Source organism: Sphingobacterium corticibacter, assembly GCF_003076635.1.
GTDB classification, from domain to species: domain Bacteria; phylum Bacteroidota; class Bacteroidia; order Sphingobacteriales; family Sphingobacteriaceae; genus Sphingobacterium; species Sphingobacterium corticibacter.
This window is the reverse complement of sequence record NZ_QDKG01000001.1, coordinates 540,827-559,586: the sequence shown is the minus strand read 5'-3', so window position 1 is coordinate 559,586 and position 18,760 is coordinate 540,827. Positions and strand designations below refer to the sequence as shown.

General features: G+C 41.8%; 10 protein-coding genes and 1 tRNA gene. 6 read left to right on the top strand and 5 right to left on the bottom strand.

The features are described 5' to 3' along the window. Positions 1-15 precede the first annotated feature (15 nt). The 6 genes from DC487_RS02395 to DC487_RS02370 all read left to right on the top strand — a co-directional run bounded on the left by DC487_RS02395 (position 16) and on the right by DC487_RS02370 (position 12,133). Positions 16-831 carry an endonuclease/exonuclease/phosphatase family protein gene (locus tag DC487_RS02395; protein ID WP_116774348.1) on the top strand — a complete coding sequence of 272 codons (816 nt, stop codon included), beginning with the start codon at positions 16-18 and terminating at the stop codon, positions 829-831. Positions 832-928: 97 nt separating this feature from the next. Next, a complete protein-coding gene (locus DC487_RS02390; protein WP_116774347.1) occupies positions 929-2,197 on the top strand; it encodes a Gfo/Idh/MocA family oxidoreductase in 1,269 nt (422 codons plus the stop codon). A 9-nt stretch (positions 2,198-2,206) separates the two neighbouring features. Beyond that, positions 2,207-5,596: a DUF1080 domain-containing protein gene (locus DC487_RS02385; RefSeq protein WP_116774346.1), complete on the top strand. Its 3,390-nt coding sequence runs from the start codon at positions 2,207-2,209 to the stop codon at positions 5,594-5,596. A gap of 287 nt (positions 5,597-5,883) precedes the next feature. Next, the gene (locus DC487_RS02380; protein ID WP_116774345.1) at positions 5,884-7,047 is read left to right on the top strand and encodes an ROK family transcriptional regulator; all 1,164 of its coding nucleotides are present in this window, start codon (positions 5,884-5,886) and stop codon (positions 7,045-7,047) included. Between the two features lie 33 nt (positions 7,048-7,080). Further along, positions 7,081-10,194, top strand: a complete 3,114-nt coding sequence (locus tag DC487_RS02375; protein ID WP_116774344.1) for a SusC/RagA family TonB-linked outer membrane protein — start codon at positions 7,081-7,083, stop codon at positions 10,192-10,194. 19 nt (positions 10,195-10,213) lie between these two features. Beyond that, positions 10,214-12,133: a SusD/RagB family nutrient-binding outer membrane lipoprotein gene (locus DC487_RS02370; RefSeq protein WP_207774292.1), complete on the top strand. Its 1,920-nt coding sequence runs from the start codon at positions 10,214-10,216 to the stop codon at positions 12,131-12,133. 79 nt (positions 12,134-12,212) lie between these two features. Here the strand turns inward: DC487_RS02370 and DC487_RS02365 are convergent, their stop codons facing one another. The 5 genes from DC487_RS02365 to DC487_RS02345 all read right to left on the bottom strand — a co-directional run bounded on the left by DC487_RS02365 (position 12,213) and on the right by DC487_RS02345 (position 18,676). Beyond that, positions 12,213-13,169 carry a hypothetical protein gene (locus DC487_RS02365; RefSeq protein WP_116774343.1) on the bottom strand — a complete coding sequence of 319 codons (957 nt, stop codon included), beginning with the start codon at positions 13,167-13,169 and terminating at the stop codon, positions 12,213-12,215. A 32-nt stretch (positions 13,170-13,201) separates the two neighbouring features. After that, complete coding sequence (locus tag DC487_RS02360; protein WP_116774342.1) at positions 13,202-14,974, bottom strand: O-antigen ligase family protein; 1,773 nt, start codon at positions 14,972-14,974, stop codon at positions 13,202-13,204. Beyond that, positions 14,965-16,413 (bottom strand): transglutaminase domain-containing protein, encoded by a 1,449-nt coding sequence (locus tag DC487_RS02355; protein WP_116774341.1) that lies wholly within the window; start codon positions 16,411-16,413, stop codon positions 14,965-14,967. Before DC487_RS02355 ends, DC487_RS02360 begins: the two co-directional genes overlap by 10 nt. 497 nt (positions 16,414-16,910) lie before the next feature. Then, positions 16,911-18,374, bottom strand: a complete 1,464-nt coding sequence (locus DC487_RS02350) for an FAD-dependent oxidoreductase (RefSeq protein ID WP_116774340.1) — start codon at positions 18,372-18,374, stop codon at positions 16,911-16,913. Between the two features lie 228 nt (positions 18,375-18,602). Beyond that, a tRNA-Arg gene (locus tag DC487_RS02345) sits at positions 18,603-18,676 on the bottom strand. Positions 18,677-18,760 lie beyond the last annotated feature (84 nt).

Genomic DNA, 18,760 nt, shown 5'->3' with positions numbered 1-18,760 from the left:
CAAAACAAGACTGATATGCGCAAAATCAACCATCTCTTAGGGCTATGCCTTCTGCTAATTTTTACAATCAACTGTGGAAAGGCACAACAGCAAATCAATAATTCACCACCAGAGGATTTGAAAATCATGTCGTACAATATACATCATGCTAACCCACCGAGCAAGCCGGAAGTAATCGATCTAGAAGCGATTATAGCCACGATTCGCCAAGAAAATCCCGATCTGGTTGCCTTACAAGAAGTAGATGTACGTACCAAACGCAGCGGACAAATCGATCAAGCAAAATTGATCGCGGAAGCCTTAGGTATGCATTATTATTTTGAAAAAGCCATTGATTTTGATGGTGGAGAATATGGACAAGCGATCCTTTCCAAAAAGCCATTTACCAATCCGCAAGTACACCGACTTTCTTCTGTAGCGGAATCGAAGGCCGAACCGAGAATTTTGGTTACGATTGATATTACGCTGGATAATAATCTATCTATCACTTTTGCTACAACACACCTGGATGCGCAGAGGAATCCGCAAAACCGCCACTTGCAGGCCAAGGAATTGGCCGATATTGCGGCCAATAATAACCTTCCTATGCTGATCGCTGGCGATCTGAATATGACCACGGATCAAGAAGCATTTGCGATACTTGGAAAAGTACTTCGCCCCACCTGTACAGCGTGTGGCTTCACCATTCCCGTCATTAACCCCAATAAAACCATTGATTTTATTTTGACCAGAATTCAGGATTCCTGGAAAGTAGTATCGCATCAAGTCGTGCAAGAGCATTACGCTTCCGACCACCTACCCGTCACAGCCGTGTTACGGTGGATTCGCTAACTCTTTATGATATTTTATCTATCTTAATACCTTCAATAAGAATAATCTACTTCTATACCAATAGTAAACGGACGCATGTCTGAAAAACATCTAAAACATGACATTAAGTAAAATAATAAGACGCGATTTTATTAAGAAAGCACTCGTTGGAGCAGCTGCCTTTGCCATCGTACCGAGACACGTGTTAGGCGGGAACGGTTTTCTGGCACCGAGCGATCACCTCACCAAAGGCGTTATTGGCGTAGGCTCCATGGGTCGCGGTCATTTTGAATATTCGGGCACGAAAACGGTCGCCATTTGCGATGTAGACACACGGCATTTGGCGCTGGCGCAAAAACAATTGAAAGATCGGGCCACGGAATACCGCGATTACCGCGATCTGATCCAAGATGCACAAGTAGATATTGTACATATCGCGACACCGCCGCATTGGCATGGGATTATGGCGGTAGATGCCGCACGAGCAGGCAAAGATATTTGGTGCGAAAAGCCGATGACGCGTACTATTGGTGAAGGAAAACGCGTGAAAGAAGCCGTAGCACAACATGGCAATATGTTTCGCTTAAATACTTGGTTTCGCTACGACCGCGATTTCTACGGTATGCAAGTGCCCGTCAAAAAGATTAAAAAATTAGTCGACACCGGCATGTTGGGCTGGCCGCTCAAAGTAACCATCAGCAAGCATACAGGATTTGATTGGAAGTTTTACTGGGTGGGCAATGAAAATCTACCCGAGGAAAAAATTCCAGCAGAATTAGATTACGATATGTGGTTAGGCCCAGCTCCTTATAAACCGTACAGTGCACATCGCGTGCATACCACTTTCCGTGGTTATTGGGATTACGATGGCGGCGGATTGGGAGACATGGGACAACATTATTTGGATCCCGTACAATATTTCTTGGGCAAAGACAACGAAAGTCCGGTCAAGATCGAAGTAGACGCACCGCAGCAGCATTATGATGCCGTGGGAACTTGGCGAAAGATCACCTACACCTACGCTGATGGTTGCCAAATCGTACTGGATGGAGCAGGCTCAGAAGTAGGAAAACCATACATCGAAGGACCAGACGGAAAGCTATTTAAAGGTTTTGTTTCCGACATACCAGACTTGGAACGGAAGCTGTCACAATATCCAGATCCGGCACCACAGGTCGACGATTTCCTAGAATCGTGTCGCTCTAGGCAGAAGTTTGCGCTCAACGAGGAAAATGGATACTACTCGGCCACACTCGTCAACCTTGGGTTGGCTGCTTTGCGACTGAATCGCACCTTACATTATGATTCCGACAAGCAAGAGTTTGTAGGTGATCCGGGTGCCAATCGCCTGATTAATCAACCGATGCGTGGACCTTGGACTATTTAAAAGACGCTCATGAAAAGAATTAGCTATATATTATCATTCCTGTTGCTGCACACCGCCGTGTATGCGCAACTACCAACAGATCGAACCACGACCACAAAGATTGCGGATTTACTCATGCAACAGCCTGCTGAAAAATTCGAGACATTCTCTGCCGCGATGCAGGAGCTCGAGCATTTTACAGCGGCTGAAATAGCGACGTTGGTAAAAGAAATTGAAAAGAAAAACACCGACATTACCCCGATCACCTACGCGCTCAACTCCTATTCGTATTACGTGATGCAGGATGGTAAAGAAAGCCAGCGTAAAGTATTCGTCGAAGGACTGGGCTCGAGCCTTGGCCAATTGCAACAGCAAGAGAAAAAAGCCTTTGTATTGGAGTTATTGAAAAAAGTGGGAAATAATGAAAGCTTGGCTGTGGTTGCTCCTTTCCTATCGGATGACAATTTAGTAGATGATGCGACGCTAGTTTTACATGCCATTGGCACGCCAGAAGCCGTGAATGTTTTGATTGATGGCTTGCAAAATGCGAAAAGTGAGAAACAGGCTATTGCGGTGATTACCGCCTTAGGCGATCTTAAAGCAAAAAAAGCAGAGCCGCTTATCATTGCTAGCCTTGATCAGTATACAGACGCTACTTTCAGTCGCAACGCCTACATAGCACTCAGCAAAATCGCGGGCAGCGCATCCGAAAAACTCTTTCTGGATAAAGCGGCAGAAGTCGGATATGCTTATGAGCCGACCAACGTGGCTTCACTCAGCTTAGATTATGCAGCCAACTGCTTAGCACAAGGAGATAAAAAAGGGTCAGAAAAAATGATCAATACGGTCTTACAACAAACCAACATCAATCAGTCTGCTGTCCTCAAAGGAAGAGCTTTGGCCTTATCTGCGGTCATTAATCCAGCAAAAGCTAAGAAAGAAATCCTGCGCGGAATACAATCGTCCGACGCGACCTATCGTGGTATCGCACTACAACTGTTAGCGGAGCATGGTACGAAAAAAGAAAGTCGTGCCTTGATTGCGATGCTAAAGAATGCCTCGCCAGATGTGCAAGAGAGCTTGTTTGATTTCCTAGGAAAACAAGGCGAAGATCTATATGCTAAACCCATCGAAAACAGCTTAGCTAATAGCAAGGATAGTCGCGCGAAGGTGGCCGCTTTACGTGCCTTAGTACGATTGAATAATGAATCGGCCACGACGCGCATGATACAAGAAATATCGCAGGTGGATCAGGAAGGAAAAGAGGCAATCAAAGATTTACTGCTAAGTACCCCAGATCCTAAGACGGTGCAAGCAGTGCATAGCGCCTTATCTAATTCAGATGCAACAACGCAAGTAATCTTGTTACAATTTCTAGCCACCCGTTCGAACGAAGAATCTCTGCAATCCGTACTACCTTTACTCACATCGACAGACACGATTGTCAGCAAAGAAGCATATAAAACGCTGCCTGCTTTAGCTAGTGCAAAAGATTTGGACACGCTTCTATCATTGTTGAATAATGTTTCAAAGCAAGATTTATCTCAGGTACAGCATGCATTAACTATTTCCTTAAAAGCGCGCTCCGATAAATCAGAGCGCATCCAACAGCTCGCATCAAATATATCTTTAGAGGATGTAGTACATATCGCTTACCTATTTCCGGTATTTGCCAGCGTCGGTGATGATGGTGCATTGCCGCTAGTACAACAAGCGCTTAACAATACTGCGAATCGTGAGATCGCTATAAAAACCTTGGCGAACTGGTCTGAACCAACTGCCCTACCGACCTTGATCACGCTTTCTCGCACGAAAAAAGGTGAATCCTTGAATGTGGTATTAAGTGGATTAGTGAAGCAAGTAAATCGTAGCGCCGCCAAACCTGATCAGAAAACGCTATATCTGAAAGATGCGTTTGCGCAAGCAGAAAGCGTTGCACAAAAGCGAATGATCCTACAAAGTTTGCAGGCAACAGGCACTTTTCAGGCATTGGCCTTTGCTGGCCAATATCTTACTGATCCAGATTTGAAGCGTACTGCGACTGGTACTGTAATGAATATCGCGCTAGATAACCGCACATTTACTGGCAAAATGGTAAAAGATATGCTGACTCAGTGTATAATAAATTTGGCTGGTGAAGAAAGCGCTTACCTCTCTGCCGCGATTGAGCGTCATCTGGCAGAAATGCCAAACAAAGAAAGTTACGTTGCTTTATTTAATGGCAAAGATCTGAGTGGTTGGAAAGGTTTGGTGGAAGATCCGATCAAGCGCAATGCGATGTCTACGCAAGAGTTGACCAAAAAGCAAGCCGCCGCTGATCAGGACATGCGCTCTAATTGGACCGCAGAGAATGGGATGCTAGTTTTTGGCGGAAAAGGCGATAACATCGCGACCGATAAACAATACGGTGATTTTGAGCTATTGGTGGACTGGAAGTTGGATCCGAAAGGTGAAGAACCAGATGCGGGGATTTATCTCCGCGGCACGCCACAAGTGCAGATCTGGGATATTTCGCGCGTGAATGTTGGTGCACAAGTGGGTTCGGGTGGTTTGTACAACAATAAAACGCACGCGAAAGATCCATTAAAAGTTGCTGATAACACATTAGGCGAATGGAATACTTTTAAGATTAAAATGATAGACGACAAGGTATGGGTGTGGTTAAACGGTGAGCAAGTCGTCGATAGTACCACATTAGAAAACTATTGGGATCGCAATCAACCCATCTTCCCGATGGAACAGATCGAATTGCAGGCGCATGGATCAAAAGTGTGGTATCGCGATATTTACCTCAAAGAATTACCGCGTAAGGAAGTTTTCCAAGTTACCGCTGCGGAACAGCAGGAAGGTTTTAAGATGTTATTTGATGGCACGCACTTAGATCATTGGACAGAATCAACGGCTTATGAAATTACGCCAGAAGGCCACTTACGTGCTAATCCAGATGCTAAGTTTGGCAAAAACTTGTACACCAAAGAAGAGTTTGGCGACTTTGTGTACCGTTTTGATTTCAAACTGACACCTGGAGCCAATAATGGCGTAGGCATACGTGCGCCATTGGATGGCGATGCCGCTTATGTGGGCACTGAAATTCAGATTTTGGATAATGATGCCGATATCTATAAAAACCTCAAAAAACATCAGTACCATGGATCGGCCTATGGTATTATTGCCGCTAAACGCGAAGGATTAAAACCCCTTGGTGAATGGAATACGCAGGAAATCTATGTAAAAGGTAACCATATAAAGGTGACGCTGAATGGCATCGTGATATTAGACGGTGATTTGGCCGAAGCCTCTAAAAATGGTACGCTAGATGGTAAAGATCATCCCGGACTGAAAAATAAGAAAGGACATCTTGGCTTCTTAGGCCACGGTTCTGAAGTCTTCTTCCGAAACATCCGGATAAAGCGCTTATAGCTTTTATAGTATTTTACAGGAAGAGGGAGCATCGAATGGTGCTCCTTTCTTTTATAGGAGTCGCGAATTTAACGGTAATAATCTAGTATAATCCTATTTTACTTTTAAGAACTCTTAATCGAAATTCCAACAACTATTAGCTAGAGTGTGACACTATATAAATTTCCCATACATGAGGTCATAAACTTTTTAAATATTTTCAATAAACCTTTGATTTGAGAGATTTATCAATAGATTTGTTACAACCGTTATTAATGAACAGTCTTTAACGCTAAGACAATACGCCCGTGAGTCAGACCAAAATCTCTATTATGAAGGCGCTATGCTTTCGACGCTTGCAATCGGTAAGCGAAATTGCCTCGACCATAGATCGGAGTATTCCCAGCACGACCAAGATATTGCAAGAATTAGCTAATGATGGTATCGTAAACACGGTTGGATTAGCTCCTTCCACTGGTGGCAGACGTGCATTGCAATATCAACTAACGATCAATGATCTTCCTTTGATTCTATCGGTAGCCGTTGATCAATATTACAGCAGTGTGGCACTGTTGAATTTTGATCACAGCTATTTTGGACCGGTCGTGACGATCAAAAACACCTTGATTGATGCCGATGCCTACACAAACCTTGTAGCATTAATAACTAACGTGAAAGCGAGTGCGGGAAAGCGGAAAATATTCGCGATAGGGTTAACATCACCTGGATTCGTTAATGCGGCAGAAGGTATTAATGCTTCTTTTCCCGCAGACAATCCATTTCATAATATTAAGAATCTTCTGGAGAAGGCGTTCGGAATACAAACTTTCTTAGAGAATGATTCAGCAGCTATTGCCATCGCAGAAAAACGATTTGGTCGGCAACGCGCATCAAAAGATATGCTCGTTATCAATCTGAATTGGGGCATCGGTTTAGGGATGATTATCGATGGTAAACTTTTTCGCGGACATAGTGGCTTCGCTGGAGAATTCAGCCATATTCCACTTTCTGACAAAGGCACGCTGTGCTCTTGCGGAAAGCGAGGCTGCCTAGAAGTCGATGCCTCCCTTCTCTCTGCAGTGGGCTACGCACATGATCGCCTGCAAAAAGGAGAACCATCGTTACTAGCGGAAGAATATGAGCAAAGTGGGCATATTACGGGTGAATGTATTATTGATGCTGCAAAGCAGGGCGATCAATTGGCACTATCGGCGGTAGATCACATCGCATACGCCATAGGAAAAGGATTGGCTACGTTGATCCACATCATCAATCCAGAGCATATCATTCTGAGTGGTCGTGGAGCTCGATTAGGAGACATACTTCCAGGTACGATTCAGACTTCTTTGCGGAAATACACTATTGAACGACTACGCATGCAGACCCAATTTTCGATGTCGGAGATTGAATATCCGCAATTATTGGGCGGGGCGTGCTTAGCGATTGAGAATGCTGACTATCAGCGATTGTAATAAGAGAACTTAACTACACCAAATAATAACAACATGAGCAAATTCAACATCATCTGTTGCAATATGCTGCTCGTTATGCTATGGAGCATATCGGCCGCCTTTGCACAGCAGACTGTTACTGGGAGGGTAACAGATGCAAATGGACCAATCGCTGGCGTTACAGTCAGTGTTACTGGGACAAACCGGCAGACTCAAACAGATGCCAATGGTAGCTACAGCATCCAAGCGGCCAATGGTTCTACCATTCGTTTTTCAACGTTAGGCTACACGACGAGAGAAATAATGGTCACCTCGACCACTCATGATGTAGTCCTTACCGAAGGCGCCGGTGATATTGGGGAGGTCGTGGTGACTGCCCTTGGCATCAAGCGAGAGCGTAAATCATTGGCTTATGCAGTGCAGGAGATTAAAGGTTCCGAATTGTTGGAAACCCGCGAAGCCAACTTGGCCAATGCCCTATCTGGGAAAGTGGCAGGTCTTCAAGTCGCGCGTTCTAGTAATGGTGCTGGGGGATCGGCCAAGATTATTCTTCGTGGATTTAGTTCCTTGACGGGTGACAATCAACCGTTAATCGTAGTCGATGGTATTCCAATGAACAACTTTACAGGAACGACAGACAACGGCTATTTCGCGGCAGGCTTAGACCGAGGTAATGGTTTGGGCGACATAAGTTCGGATGATATTGAAAGTATGTCCGTGTTAAAAGGACCTTCTGCTGCAGCTTTATATGGTACACGAGCAGGTAACGGAGTCATCTTGATTACGACCAAATCTGGCCGTGCTAAAGCAGGATTGGGCATCACGGCTTCATCCAACATGGGCGTGGAATCCATTTTTATCCAACCTAAATTTCAAAATACCTTTGCACAAGGAGATGCGGGCGCGTTTGACCCTACTAGCCCTTCCAGTTGGGGACCAAGAATCGAAGGACAAACCGTGACTAAATGGAATGGTCAAGAAGAAGCCTTGTCAGCTCGTGATAATTTGAATTCGTATTTACAAACTGGTGTAAATCAAAACCACAATGTTGCATTCCAGCAACAATATGGCAATACCAGCGTGTACACCGCAATCAATCGGTTAGAAAACCAAAGTATTTTGCCAACCAACCGCTTTACACGTACCAATTTGACTACCCGTATGGGAACTAAATTTGGTGCAGATGACCGTTGGTCTACCGATGTAAAAGTACAATACAATAACACCAAAGGGGTAAATCGTCCGATCAATGGTCGCGATTGGAGCAATATTTATGCGCTACAAATGCTCCCTAGAACACTAAATATTTTGGATTTCCGAGATAACGTCAATGAGTTCGGAGAAATGATCTGGTACCGTGGTGGTGCGGCAACTTTCAATCCATACTGGAAATTAGACAATGAACGTAATGAAGATCAACGCGATCGTTTTTTGCTGAACGGTTCTTTGGGTTATCAATTCAATGATTGGCTAAAAGGTGAATTCAAAGCAGGGTCTGACATGTATACCAACAACTTGCAAAATCGTACACGTGCAGGCGGCCCTCAATCCCGAAATGGTAGCTTTAGCACTGGTAAGGAAACATTTAAAGAAACTAACTATCAAGGTTTATTGATAGCACAGAAAGACAATATCTTTGGCAAATTTGGTGGAAGTGCTACATTGGGTGGTAACTTAATGCATCAGAAATCTGACGGGTTAACGGTTAACGTAGGTCAGCTACAAATTCCTAATCTATTTACGCCGGGTAACTCGGTCGGAGCGCCGAGTGTATTACCGTTCAACTCTGAGCGAAAAATTAACTCTATTTTTGGTGCATTCAGCGTAAACTACGATTCTTTTATTTTCTTGGAGTCAACCATGCGTAACGACTGGACATCAACGCTGAGCCGCGATAATCGTTCTTTCTTTTATCCATCATTCAACTTATCTTATGTGTTGAGCGAACACATTGAAAAAGCTGGAGGCAATTTGCCTTCTTGGATAAGCTATGCGAAATTCCGTGCATCATATGCAGAAGTAGGTAATGATATGGGGCCATATCAATTATATAATGTATACGGTATTGGCAATGATCCTAACGGTAACGTTACTTCGAATACCGGTACCATCAATTTCAACCCTAATGTACGCAGCGAGTTGCTTCGCAATATCGAATTCGGTGGAGAAGCCAGATTCTTCAACAATAAACTTTCTTTAGACTTCTCATGGTACAGATCCAATGCATTTAACCAACTGTTAGATTTAGAGCTTGATCCGGCGAGTGGTTTCGGATTCCGAAAAATAAATGGTGGTGATGTTCAGAACCAAGGCTGGGAATTAATGGCAAGTGCGAACATTATGGATCGAGAAAGCTCTTTCCGTTGGGATGCAAGCCTCAACATCAGCCGCAACGTCAACTCTATAAACGATATTGCCAGCGACTTTCAGGTGGATAGATATCGTATAGGCGGCTTTGATGATTTAGCATTTATCGCGCGTACTGGCGGTATGTATGGTGAAATCTGGGGGCATCGTTACAATCGCGTAACGGACGAATCTAGCCAGTACTATGGGCAGCTGATTTTGAATAATCAAGGTCTTCCTACCAGATCGGGAACTCCAGAATACCTAGGTGAGCAGCAAGCTAACGAGATGGCTAGTTTAATTAACAATATCTCCTACAAAAATTTTGGCCTTACCTTTCAAGTTGATGCTCGCTTTGGAGGTATGATGTACGTAGGTACACACCGTGGTATGCAGAGCGTCGGTACGGCAGCGATTACTGCACCAAATGGTAACCGCGATAATTTCGTAGTAGACGGTGTCGTGGGTTCTAATGGTAACTACACGAAAAATGAAACATCCGTAACTCCACAACAGTATTACACTGCGATTGCTACGGCCAACAATCTCGGTATCAACGAAGAGTATTTACGTGATGCGACCAATATCCGTTTGCGTAATGTGCAGTTAAACTACAGCTTCCCAAGAAAAGTATTGGGTAATTCTGTATTCCAAAGTGCTCGCCTTTTTGCTTCCTGCAATAATGTATGGATGATTCACAGCAAAATGGATGGTATAGATCCGGAATCAACATTTGCCACAGGCTCCAACGCCATTGGATTTGAGAATGGTGCGCCTCCAACAATGCGCTCCTTTATCTTCGGATTTTCACTAGGGTTTTAACGATTAAAGAAATATTGAAATGAAAATTACTATAAAAAAAGGGATGATGGGGATGCTGGCTTCATTGGCACTATTCTCATCGTGCAATGATTTTGAGGCGCTAAATATTGATCCTAATGGTGCCAATGATCAGCAAGTACAAGTAGAGTATCTACTCAATGGCTCCATCATTGGTGCGCAGCAAGATCCACATATTGCCGAGCGTGTGTTTGTTTTGTACTGGAAAACCGCTGGTCGTCAACAGTTGGGCGGCGGTATTGTTAATGGTGCACATAATGATGGTTGGTCATCTGATTATTATAGTCGCGGTTATATGTCTGGATGGTTATCCGGAGTTTATGCAGCAGTTGACCTGGCTAATGAACGTATCGCAGCCGGTACACAAGCACCGTACACAAACAACTTGCTACAGGTGGCTCGGATCTGGCGCGCTTACTTGTTGAGTGAATTAAGTGATACCTTTGGTCCAGTTCCACTAGATGGTTGGCAAGGTGAAAACCCTAGCTATTCTAGCGTGCAGGAAGTCTATTCATACCTATTGACAGAACTTCGCGAAGCTAGCGAAGCACTGGATATGGCAGTAACGGTACCTGCTGACATCCGTCGTTTTGACCCAGCTTATGGGTATGATTTTGCCAAATGGCAAAAGTATGCAAACTCCATGAGAATGCGCCTAGCGATGCGTATGTCGGAAGTAGATGCAGCAAAAGCACGCAGCGAATTTGAAGCAGCAGCAACTAAACCTTACATCACAGCAGCAGATGATATGTTTTCGGTCGCAGAATTAGGCACAGCCTATAGTCCGCTTGCAGGTGTGATGACGCGGACGTGGAATGCGTTTATTTTGAGCTCAACATTAAACAACCTATACCTTGGTTTAGGAGGTATTACCACTCAAACGGCTTTAGGTGCGTCGTATAATGACTACGTGAAACCTGCCGACTATATCGGCATCTACTACCCTAACCACTTCGCTACTGCTACGAATGACCCATCAGCAGGTTATTGGTTGGATGGACTACCGGCGGTAATTGATCCTCGTGCTTATGCATCTTTTGCCATACCGGGTGATTTTAATAACGCGCAATTTAATTTCAATCCTGATCAAACTACTGCACGGAACACCACACGTAACCTGCTGAATGCTGATGGTACGACTACATTTAAAACGATCAATGCCGCTTTTACATGGAATGCTTTCGCACCGGGCGACTGGGCAGCGAAGGGATCTCGCAATCAAGTTAGATCTTGGGCCGGCAGTATGCCTCGCTTGGTCAACAAATTCAGAGACGGAAATAATCGTCGCGTTTTCTTTGCCAATTGGGAATCCAATTTCTTAATTGCAGAAGCAGCCGTGCGTGGCTGGGCTGTTCCGATGTCGGCACAAGCAGCCTACGAAGCTGGTGTTACGGCCAATTTCTCTTATTGGGGATTGTCTGCTCATGCAGCTAATTACTTGACAAGTACTGGATACAATCGTGTAGGTACATCAGTTGCTTGGACACATACCACAGAGCCTGGCAATACACACGCGATGCAGTTTGTGAATGGGGAAACGGGTACGACTGGAACTGTGCAGATTCGCTATCCATCGAATGGTTTATATCGTGACGGAGCCATACGGAATGATCAATTAACAAAAATTATCACGCAAAAATTCATTGCGCAAAATCCGTATTTGCCATTAGAAACTTGGAGTGATCACCGTCGACTTGGCCTGCCATTCTTCGAGAACCCTGCCGTAGAGCAACCTATCGTAACTTTACCGGATTTAACGGCAAGCAACTTTATGACAAGCAGCGTGAAGTTCTTTCCACAACGTGTAAATTATCCATCCACTTTGCGTAATACCAACGAAGCTGGATATAATCAAGCTGTCAGTGCACTGGGCGGACCAGATGCCGTGCTTACTCCACTTTGGTGGGCAAAGCAGCAATAATCGAAATCTATAAAAATAACCAAAGGCCATCTGAAAAGATGGCCTTTGATTGTACTACTCTTAAATTTATACACCTAAATTATGGAAAGATGATATCACCACCGCCCTCTCCAACTCTTTGCGGAATATGACCGCCGTTTAAATTAACCTTGACCCATGCTGGTGGATTCCAATCTCTTATTCCAGATGCCAAAATATTAGTTTGCCACCGCGACTGTGAAAAGATAGGAGTTGGAGGAAAAATTAGTGAACCTCTACTAAATCCTTCTTTAAACAATTGATATCCTTGAAAGCTTGGATTCGAGAAAAAGTGTTGAGGAGAGCCCTGTCGATGTGCTACATAATTAAGTAATTCAGGTATAAACGCACCTTCAATTGTAAAGCTATGTGTGTAGGCCAGGCCACTAACGTCAAAAAATCTCTCTGGATATTGATTTCCAGTAGATATCATGCTAGCATTGGGATAAAATGCCACTGCGCGGCTGTATGGTTCAGGAGACAGTGAATTGCTCCGAATTCCCAACGCAATATAACCGTCAAAATTCACCTGATCCAAAACATATATGGTCACATCCGCAACATCAGGTGAGTTTGCTAACTCATCATAAATACTATTTATCGGCACTCCGTAACGATAAATTGGGTACAGGGGAATCTTCTTTTCTTTTTGATCAAGCATTTGTTGTAATCTTCGTTCAAACTCTTCTGGGCTCCATATAGGGCCTGGATATTTACCTATTGAATCCTCCATGGCTTTTCTAACATTTTCATCCACTTTAATATATTCCTTATTCTGCGCTATTTGAAATGCGTTAATTGGACATTTATATTTGACAACATTAATTGTCCATAAGTCGTAACTTTCTAAGCAATCAGTAAAGGATGATGTTGCGCGTAAATCATCTTTTAGGAACAAAGAAGAATCTTCTTCCTGTATTAAAGTTGATAAGTCATTAAAATCTTTGCACGATACAAACAGACCTGTCAACAATAATAAACAGGTCAGATTAAAAAAACTAAAAATTGATTTTCTCATAATGATATGGTTTATGGTTTATGGTTTATGGTTTAAAAATTATACTGGTTGTTTAGTTCTAATTTGATGTATTGCTTTACCCGTTTCCTAATATGATCCACCTCCTGTGATGGGACTTTGATGGGCATATCTAAAATTTCTTGTGCGACAATAGCAGCATTCTTTTCACTTTTAAGATGATCATAAAGCTTAAAAAGGTGGTACTTAGGCTGAAATTTATTAGGTACCATAAATGATGCTTGTTTGAAATATTGTTCCGCAAGATCATATTGTCCTACAGCTTGGCTTGCTTTAGCGAAATACATAACACCATCTAGAGTAACAAACTGTTCTAGAAGTTTAGCAAACATTTTTTGAGCTTGATTATATTTTCTCAGATTATACAACTCCACACCATAATTATATATAAAAGATGGACGATGATGCAAGCGATCATAAATCTGACTGTAGACGTTCATGGCTAATTCAGGCTGATTCGGTATAAACCGTATAGCTTGTCGCCACTTCAGCGTAGCAACAAACTGATTGAAATTGTTGGAAAGAAGAAACGTACAAAAGGTGAGGAGAGTTAATTTGATAATCAATATAAGCTTAGATTTAATCTTGAGACACCAATTGATATAAATATCAGGCCAAGAATGATCAGCCAGATAAACTAAACATAAAATGGCTACCAGTAATAGGCCAACAGATTGAAATGAAAAATAGACTAAAGCGGATAATAAAATAAGAAAAAATGAAAAACTAAAGCTTGTATTAGAATTGGTTGTCCAAAGAAATTTATATAAGGAAAATAGAGCAAAGCCAAATATAGCAAATCCAACAAAGCCAAAATTCACAAGCAACTTGATATATTCATTAAATGGTGTAGAGATGCTACTAGCTACTGACGTATACATCTCATTAGCGGAGTTGTGTTCAAAGAAAAATGCCTGTTGATTTAAGTATTCCTTTTGAAAACCTCCATAACCCCATCCTAGAAATGGCTTTTTTAAAAATAAATTAAAGGAATTTTGCCAAATGAATATCCGTCCCATGGCAGATGGCAGTTTGATGTAAATGAGTAGTGATACTAATGTAATGAGAGCAATTGCTGATGAGACTATTAACCAAGTTTTGCCCTTAGTTCTATGATAAAAATTGGATAAATAATGGCGCGATAGGTTGGCAAGTACAATCAAATAGAGGCAAATACCAGTTCTGGACTCGGTCATTAACAAAAGAATAAAGATGACCACTAAGATTAGCGTTTTTTTAACTTTAGCTACTTTTTTGATCCTCACTGGCAGATAAGCGACTAAGTATATGGCATACATTCCCGAGTGCCCCAATGTCCCAGTTACAAACAGAGAACTATCTATATTCTTTATCAATGCGAAAGTCAATTGACAAATCCCCAAAACAACCTGAATATCAAAAATTAATGAAAACACCTGTACAACCGAAGAACAGTCTTTCTGGATTAAAGATCTCAATGGAAAATACAAGATGCCAATAGCAGCGTATGTTAATAGATAATCATCAATAGACAAACTATTCGTACAGAATAAATAAATAACATGAACTATTAGAAGTACAAAGAACAGTAAAACTGTTAGATCAATAGGATTTAATCGCATGACCAATCCACTGAAGTAAGAGGGGATTAGTAGGATAGAAAATAGTAGCGATGTAAAAAAGAATAGATAGGTTGTAGGTTTAGCCCCCCAGTCGCTTGTAACAGGATTGTAAACAAAGGCTAACGCAAGAACGATAAATAATAGCACTTGATTTATTCGGATATTAAGGCTAGCGTTCATCTCCATTGTTGAAAACCATTAATACATAAAAATGGACGTTCAAGTTTTGCTGTTGTGCCCTGCTTTACCAACCTGTAGAATGACTCGTTATTAAGGTTAGCATTCATAACAATGCCTTGCTTATTGGTAGTGAAATTTTCTACATGCTTCCACAAACCGCCAGGCATTAGTACCTGTAAGATATAACTTTGATTAGGCTCAAGAGTAGCTAAAGCACCAGAATTGGTCTTCTCAAGTTTCACAACTGTGTTTATAGATTCCTTCGCCGTCAACAGTATTTTCTCTCCTTTGCTATTCAGGAAAAACACATCGTCATAGAATGAAATTCCTCCAGTTTTATCAGGCAATGCTATCCGATAAAGTATATCAGTATTCATTTTCGAGAAAACTAGTTTCCCGTTTTTGCTCTTTGACCAAAAAACCGGAATCCACTGACCATAATTGTACACACATATATACGCGTATGGAATATCATTTAAATTTTGAGGAAGATTGTAAGGTATATCAAAGACAGTAGCATGTTGATCTGTAACATCTATAATGTTATCATTCTTTAAATAAGGAATTAAAAATGGATAGTCGGCACTATATGGACGAATCCCATCAGAAAAATTCCTGTTATTTTCGAAAGTAAGTCGAAAAACTTTTGCCGCACGTTCTAATCCTTTTTTGTGAGAAGTCGCAACATTACTTGTCATTCGCCCTGTCGAATCTAATGATATGTATTCAGCATGTCCAGCATTCTGACTACCCCATACCGGTACAATGTCTACTGCTGCAGGTATTCCCGCAGATCGTAGAACATATGTATATAAACTAGCAATCCTAAAACATTCTCCTTTTGAAGAATACAATAATTCAAATAAATCAGGGAACTGACTATTCAATAAATTTTGACTATCGTAGCTGTAAACTTGCTCCATTTCGCGAACTAAGAATCGCGTAACATCTTGAACTCTTATATCTTTTATTTCGTTCAAAGAGTCTAGTTGTTTACCAAATTTTTCGTCAAAATATTTCTTCCAATTTCTAGGGTATTCTTTTGATATTTTATACGGCAAAACGTAATGTAAAAACAAACTATCAGATATAGTACTCGCCCACTTGTACCGCTGTTTTGTATGAAATGACTCTGAAATAATTGTATCTATTTGATCTGTGGTTAAAATATCTCTGTCTAAAAACTTCTTAGTCTTATAACCTAATGTATGCGTGATTAATATCTGACGCAATTCATCTTCATGTTTAAATGTATCCAACCTGATATCCATCTCGCGCTCAGTTTCTAGATTGTAGAAAACTAGCTTTTCTGAATAAATCTTTGGGATGTTTTGTTGTAAATATTTAATTGAAGCAAGTTTCAAAGAACTACTACGATGTTTCTCCTTCAGGAAAGCCCAGTCGATACGGTCATTAAGATTATAACAGGATGATAATAAAATCATGGGCAATAGCAATACCCAAGAATATCGAAAGTTCTGAATCATTTAAAAGGTAATATTTGGTGGTGGATTAAATATAGAATTTAAATTTCAATTAGTACAGATTTTTTAATAAAAAAATAATTTAAAAAACACATTATTAAAAAGTAAAATTGTAAAAACCAGATGATTGAATCAGCATTAAATAATCGTAAGTATAATAAAATTATAATTGAATCCTAATTGAAGTTTAAAACCAGTAAGGCCTTGAAATTTTCATCCAAATAGTGACAGAATAGAAATACATTTTAACGACTTCTACAATCTTACTTGAAATGTACCATAATTTCTTTAGGTAATTTGCACTTCCTGAAATGAGTAACCAACTTGATATTTTTCTATTGTGGAGCAAAAGAAAAACATCAAGTTATACATGTTATTGTTGGACAATTACAAGCAAATAATCCTTTATCCAATCCATCTAGGCATCCTATAAACGACAATTATATGATTGCACCACACTAAAAACTATCCGAGCTATTTTTAATAGATTTCAAGCACCGTCCTCTCGGCTCGTCACCCTCATGTAGGATAATATCGGAATGCAAAAACTCGGCGGCTTCTGCCGAATCCTTAACTTTTACTGCACTACGTGCCAACATTTCGGCCTCGAACTCGCTCAGCACGCTTTTCCTCAACCCTATGGTCCTCCAAGGAATATGAGGATTACAACCTTTGTAAATCCCTCGCGCTAGATTAAGCGCATCCAACAAAGCTTGATTTGCACCTTGTCCTTTGAATGGACTCATCGGGTGAGCAGCATCTCCGATCAGTGTTACTGAGCCTACACCCGCCATAGATGCTTGCTGAAGTAACTCGCGGTCGTATACAGGATATCCTGAAATTTGAGTTTCCATCGTGGCTGCTAATATCTGAGGAATTGGATTATGCCATTGCGTTCTGCGGCAAGCCTCTTCTTTCAGGGCCGAAGCGCCCGCAGCACTTAAGGTCTTGGCCTCTTCTAATTCCAGTGGAAAACTCAACTGCCACATGATAGAATCCGATGTGTAAGGCATCATATATATGCGCTCATGGCCGTTAGCCGTTTGGAAAACGGTAGCCGAATCTAATAGCTCAGAATCTACATTCTTGATCGCAGCGAGAGGACAGATACCAAGTATGACAATGCATCCTAGATAGCGCAAAGGGCGATGGTCTTCACTAAATACTAGCCTACTAACGGAACTGCGGATACCATCCGCTCCAACCACCAGATCTGCTCTAGATCGCTCGATCCTTCCATCTACCTGAAAACTCAGTTCGAAACTATTATCATCCGATCGCTCAAAATCGACTAGCTGATGACCCCATTGTACATCCGCGTAGTTTCCCAATTGCTTGAGTAGTTCTAAGCGAAGAGATTGCCTGGCAATATGTACATTTGAACGCTTCGGATACGCGATAGAGTCTGTTGGAATCCATCTCCTAACTCCCCATTCTCCAACCACTTTCCCAGCTGTTGTGTGTACCACATGACGTGTCGAAATAACTCCATCTGTTAAAGAGGTGATTCCGAACCCTTCAATAGCTTTACTGGCCTGTTGTAATGTAAGTCCATATCCCTGAGGGCGTGCATTGAAGTCGCTGTCGCGCTCATATAAGGTAAAAGGAATTCCGCGATGCAATAATGCAACCGCTAATGCCATGCCTCCTATTCCACCGCCAATAATAGCTACATGCGGATAGTTTTCATGGTCTGCCATTGGTGGCCGCGCAGCTGGTATCAAGCCAGATCCAGCACACTTAGCACAGGAAAAGCGATGTGCCTTAGGGCGGCTTGGAGCTGTACCATCTTCTTCTGCTTGCTCAAATTGAGCCAATGCCAATTGATGCTGAAGTCTTACTTTTTTGCGAAGTTTACGACTTTTCTTTCCCTCTCCACGACATGCTAAGCAGATAGTCCAGCTGGTCTGTTGATCTTCCAATTTTCTATTTTTTTCTATTCGAAATATACATAGTAACTACAATCTTCCTGTTGGTAAGCTTTGTAGGACTCTCTATATTTTCATCACCTAAAAGTAATAACAAATTATCTTACAACAAGGCTTACACATTTTATAGCTTTAGAATATAAGGATCAATGGGAAACAACTGTAAACAAAAAAAGCGACGTCTGGAGCAACGTCGCCTTTTAAAGTGAGAATAAATCCTCGTACGCCAAAAGGGATTCGAACCCCTGACCGACGGTTTAGAAAACCGTTGCTCTATCCAACTGAGCTATTGGCGCGTTTTTATTGTGGAGCAAAAGTAGCCATTTGCCGCAGAAATGCAAAATTATTTTGTCAATTTCTCCTGTTGATTACAAGTGTCC

Bases quoted from the DNA above. Each gene is read 5' to 3' on its own strand.
- DC487_RS02395 (WP_116774348.1), top strand. From the start codon at position 16: ATGCGCAAAATCAACCATCTCTTAGGGCTATGCCTTCTGCTAATTTTT.
- DC487_RS02390 (WP_116774347.1), top strand. From the start codon at position 929: ATGACATTAAGTAAAATAATAAGACGCGATTTTATTAAGAAAGCACTC.
- DC487_RS02385 (WP_116774346.1), top strand. From the start codon at position 2,207: ATGAAAAGAATTAGCTATATATTATCATTCCTGTTGCTGCACACCGCC.
- DC487_RS02375 (WP_116774344.1), top strand. From the start codon at position 7,081: ATGAGCAAATTCAACATCATCTGTTGCAATATGCTGCTCGTTATGCTA.
- DC487_RS02370 (WP_207774292.1), top strand. From the start codon at position 10,214: ATGAAAATTACTATAAAAAAAGGGATGATGGGGATGCTGGCTTCATTG.
- DC487_RS02365 (WP_116774343.1), bottom strand. From the start codon at position 13,169: ATGAGAAAATCAATTTTTAGTTTTTTTAATCTGACCTGTTTATTATTG.
- DC487_RS02360 (WP_116774342.1), bottom strand. From the start codon at position 14,974: ATGGAGATGAACGCTAGCCTTAATATCCGAATAAATCAAGTGCTATTA.
- DC487_RS02355 (WP_116774341.1), bottom strand. From the start codon at position 16,413: ATGATTTTATTATCATCCTGTTATAATCTTAATGACCGTATCGACTGG.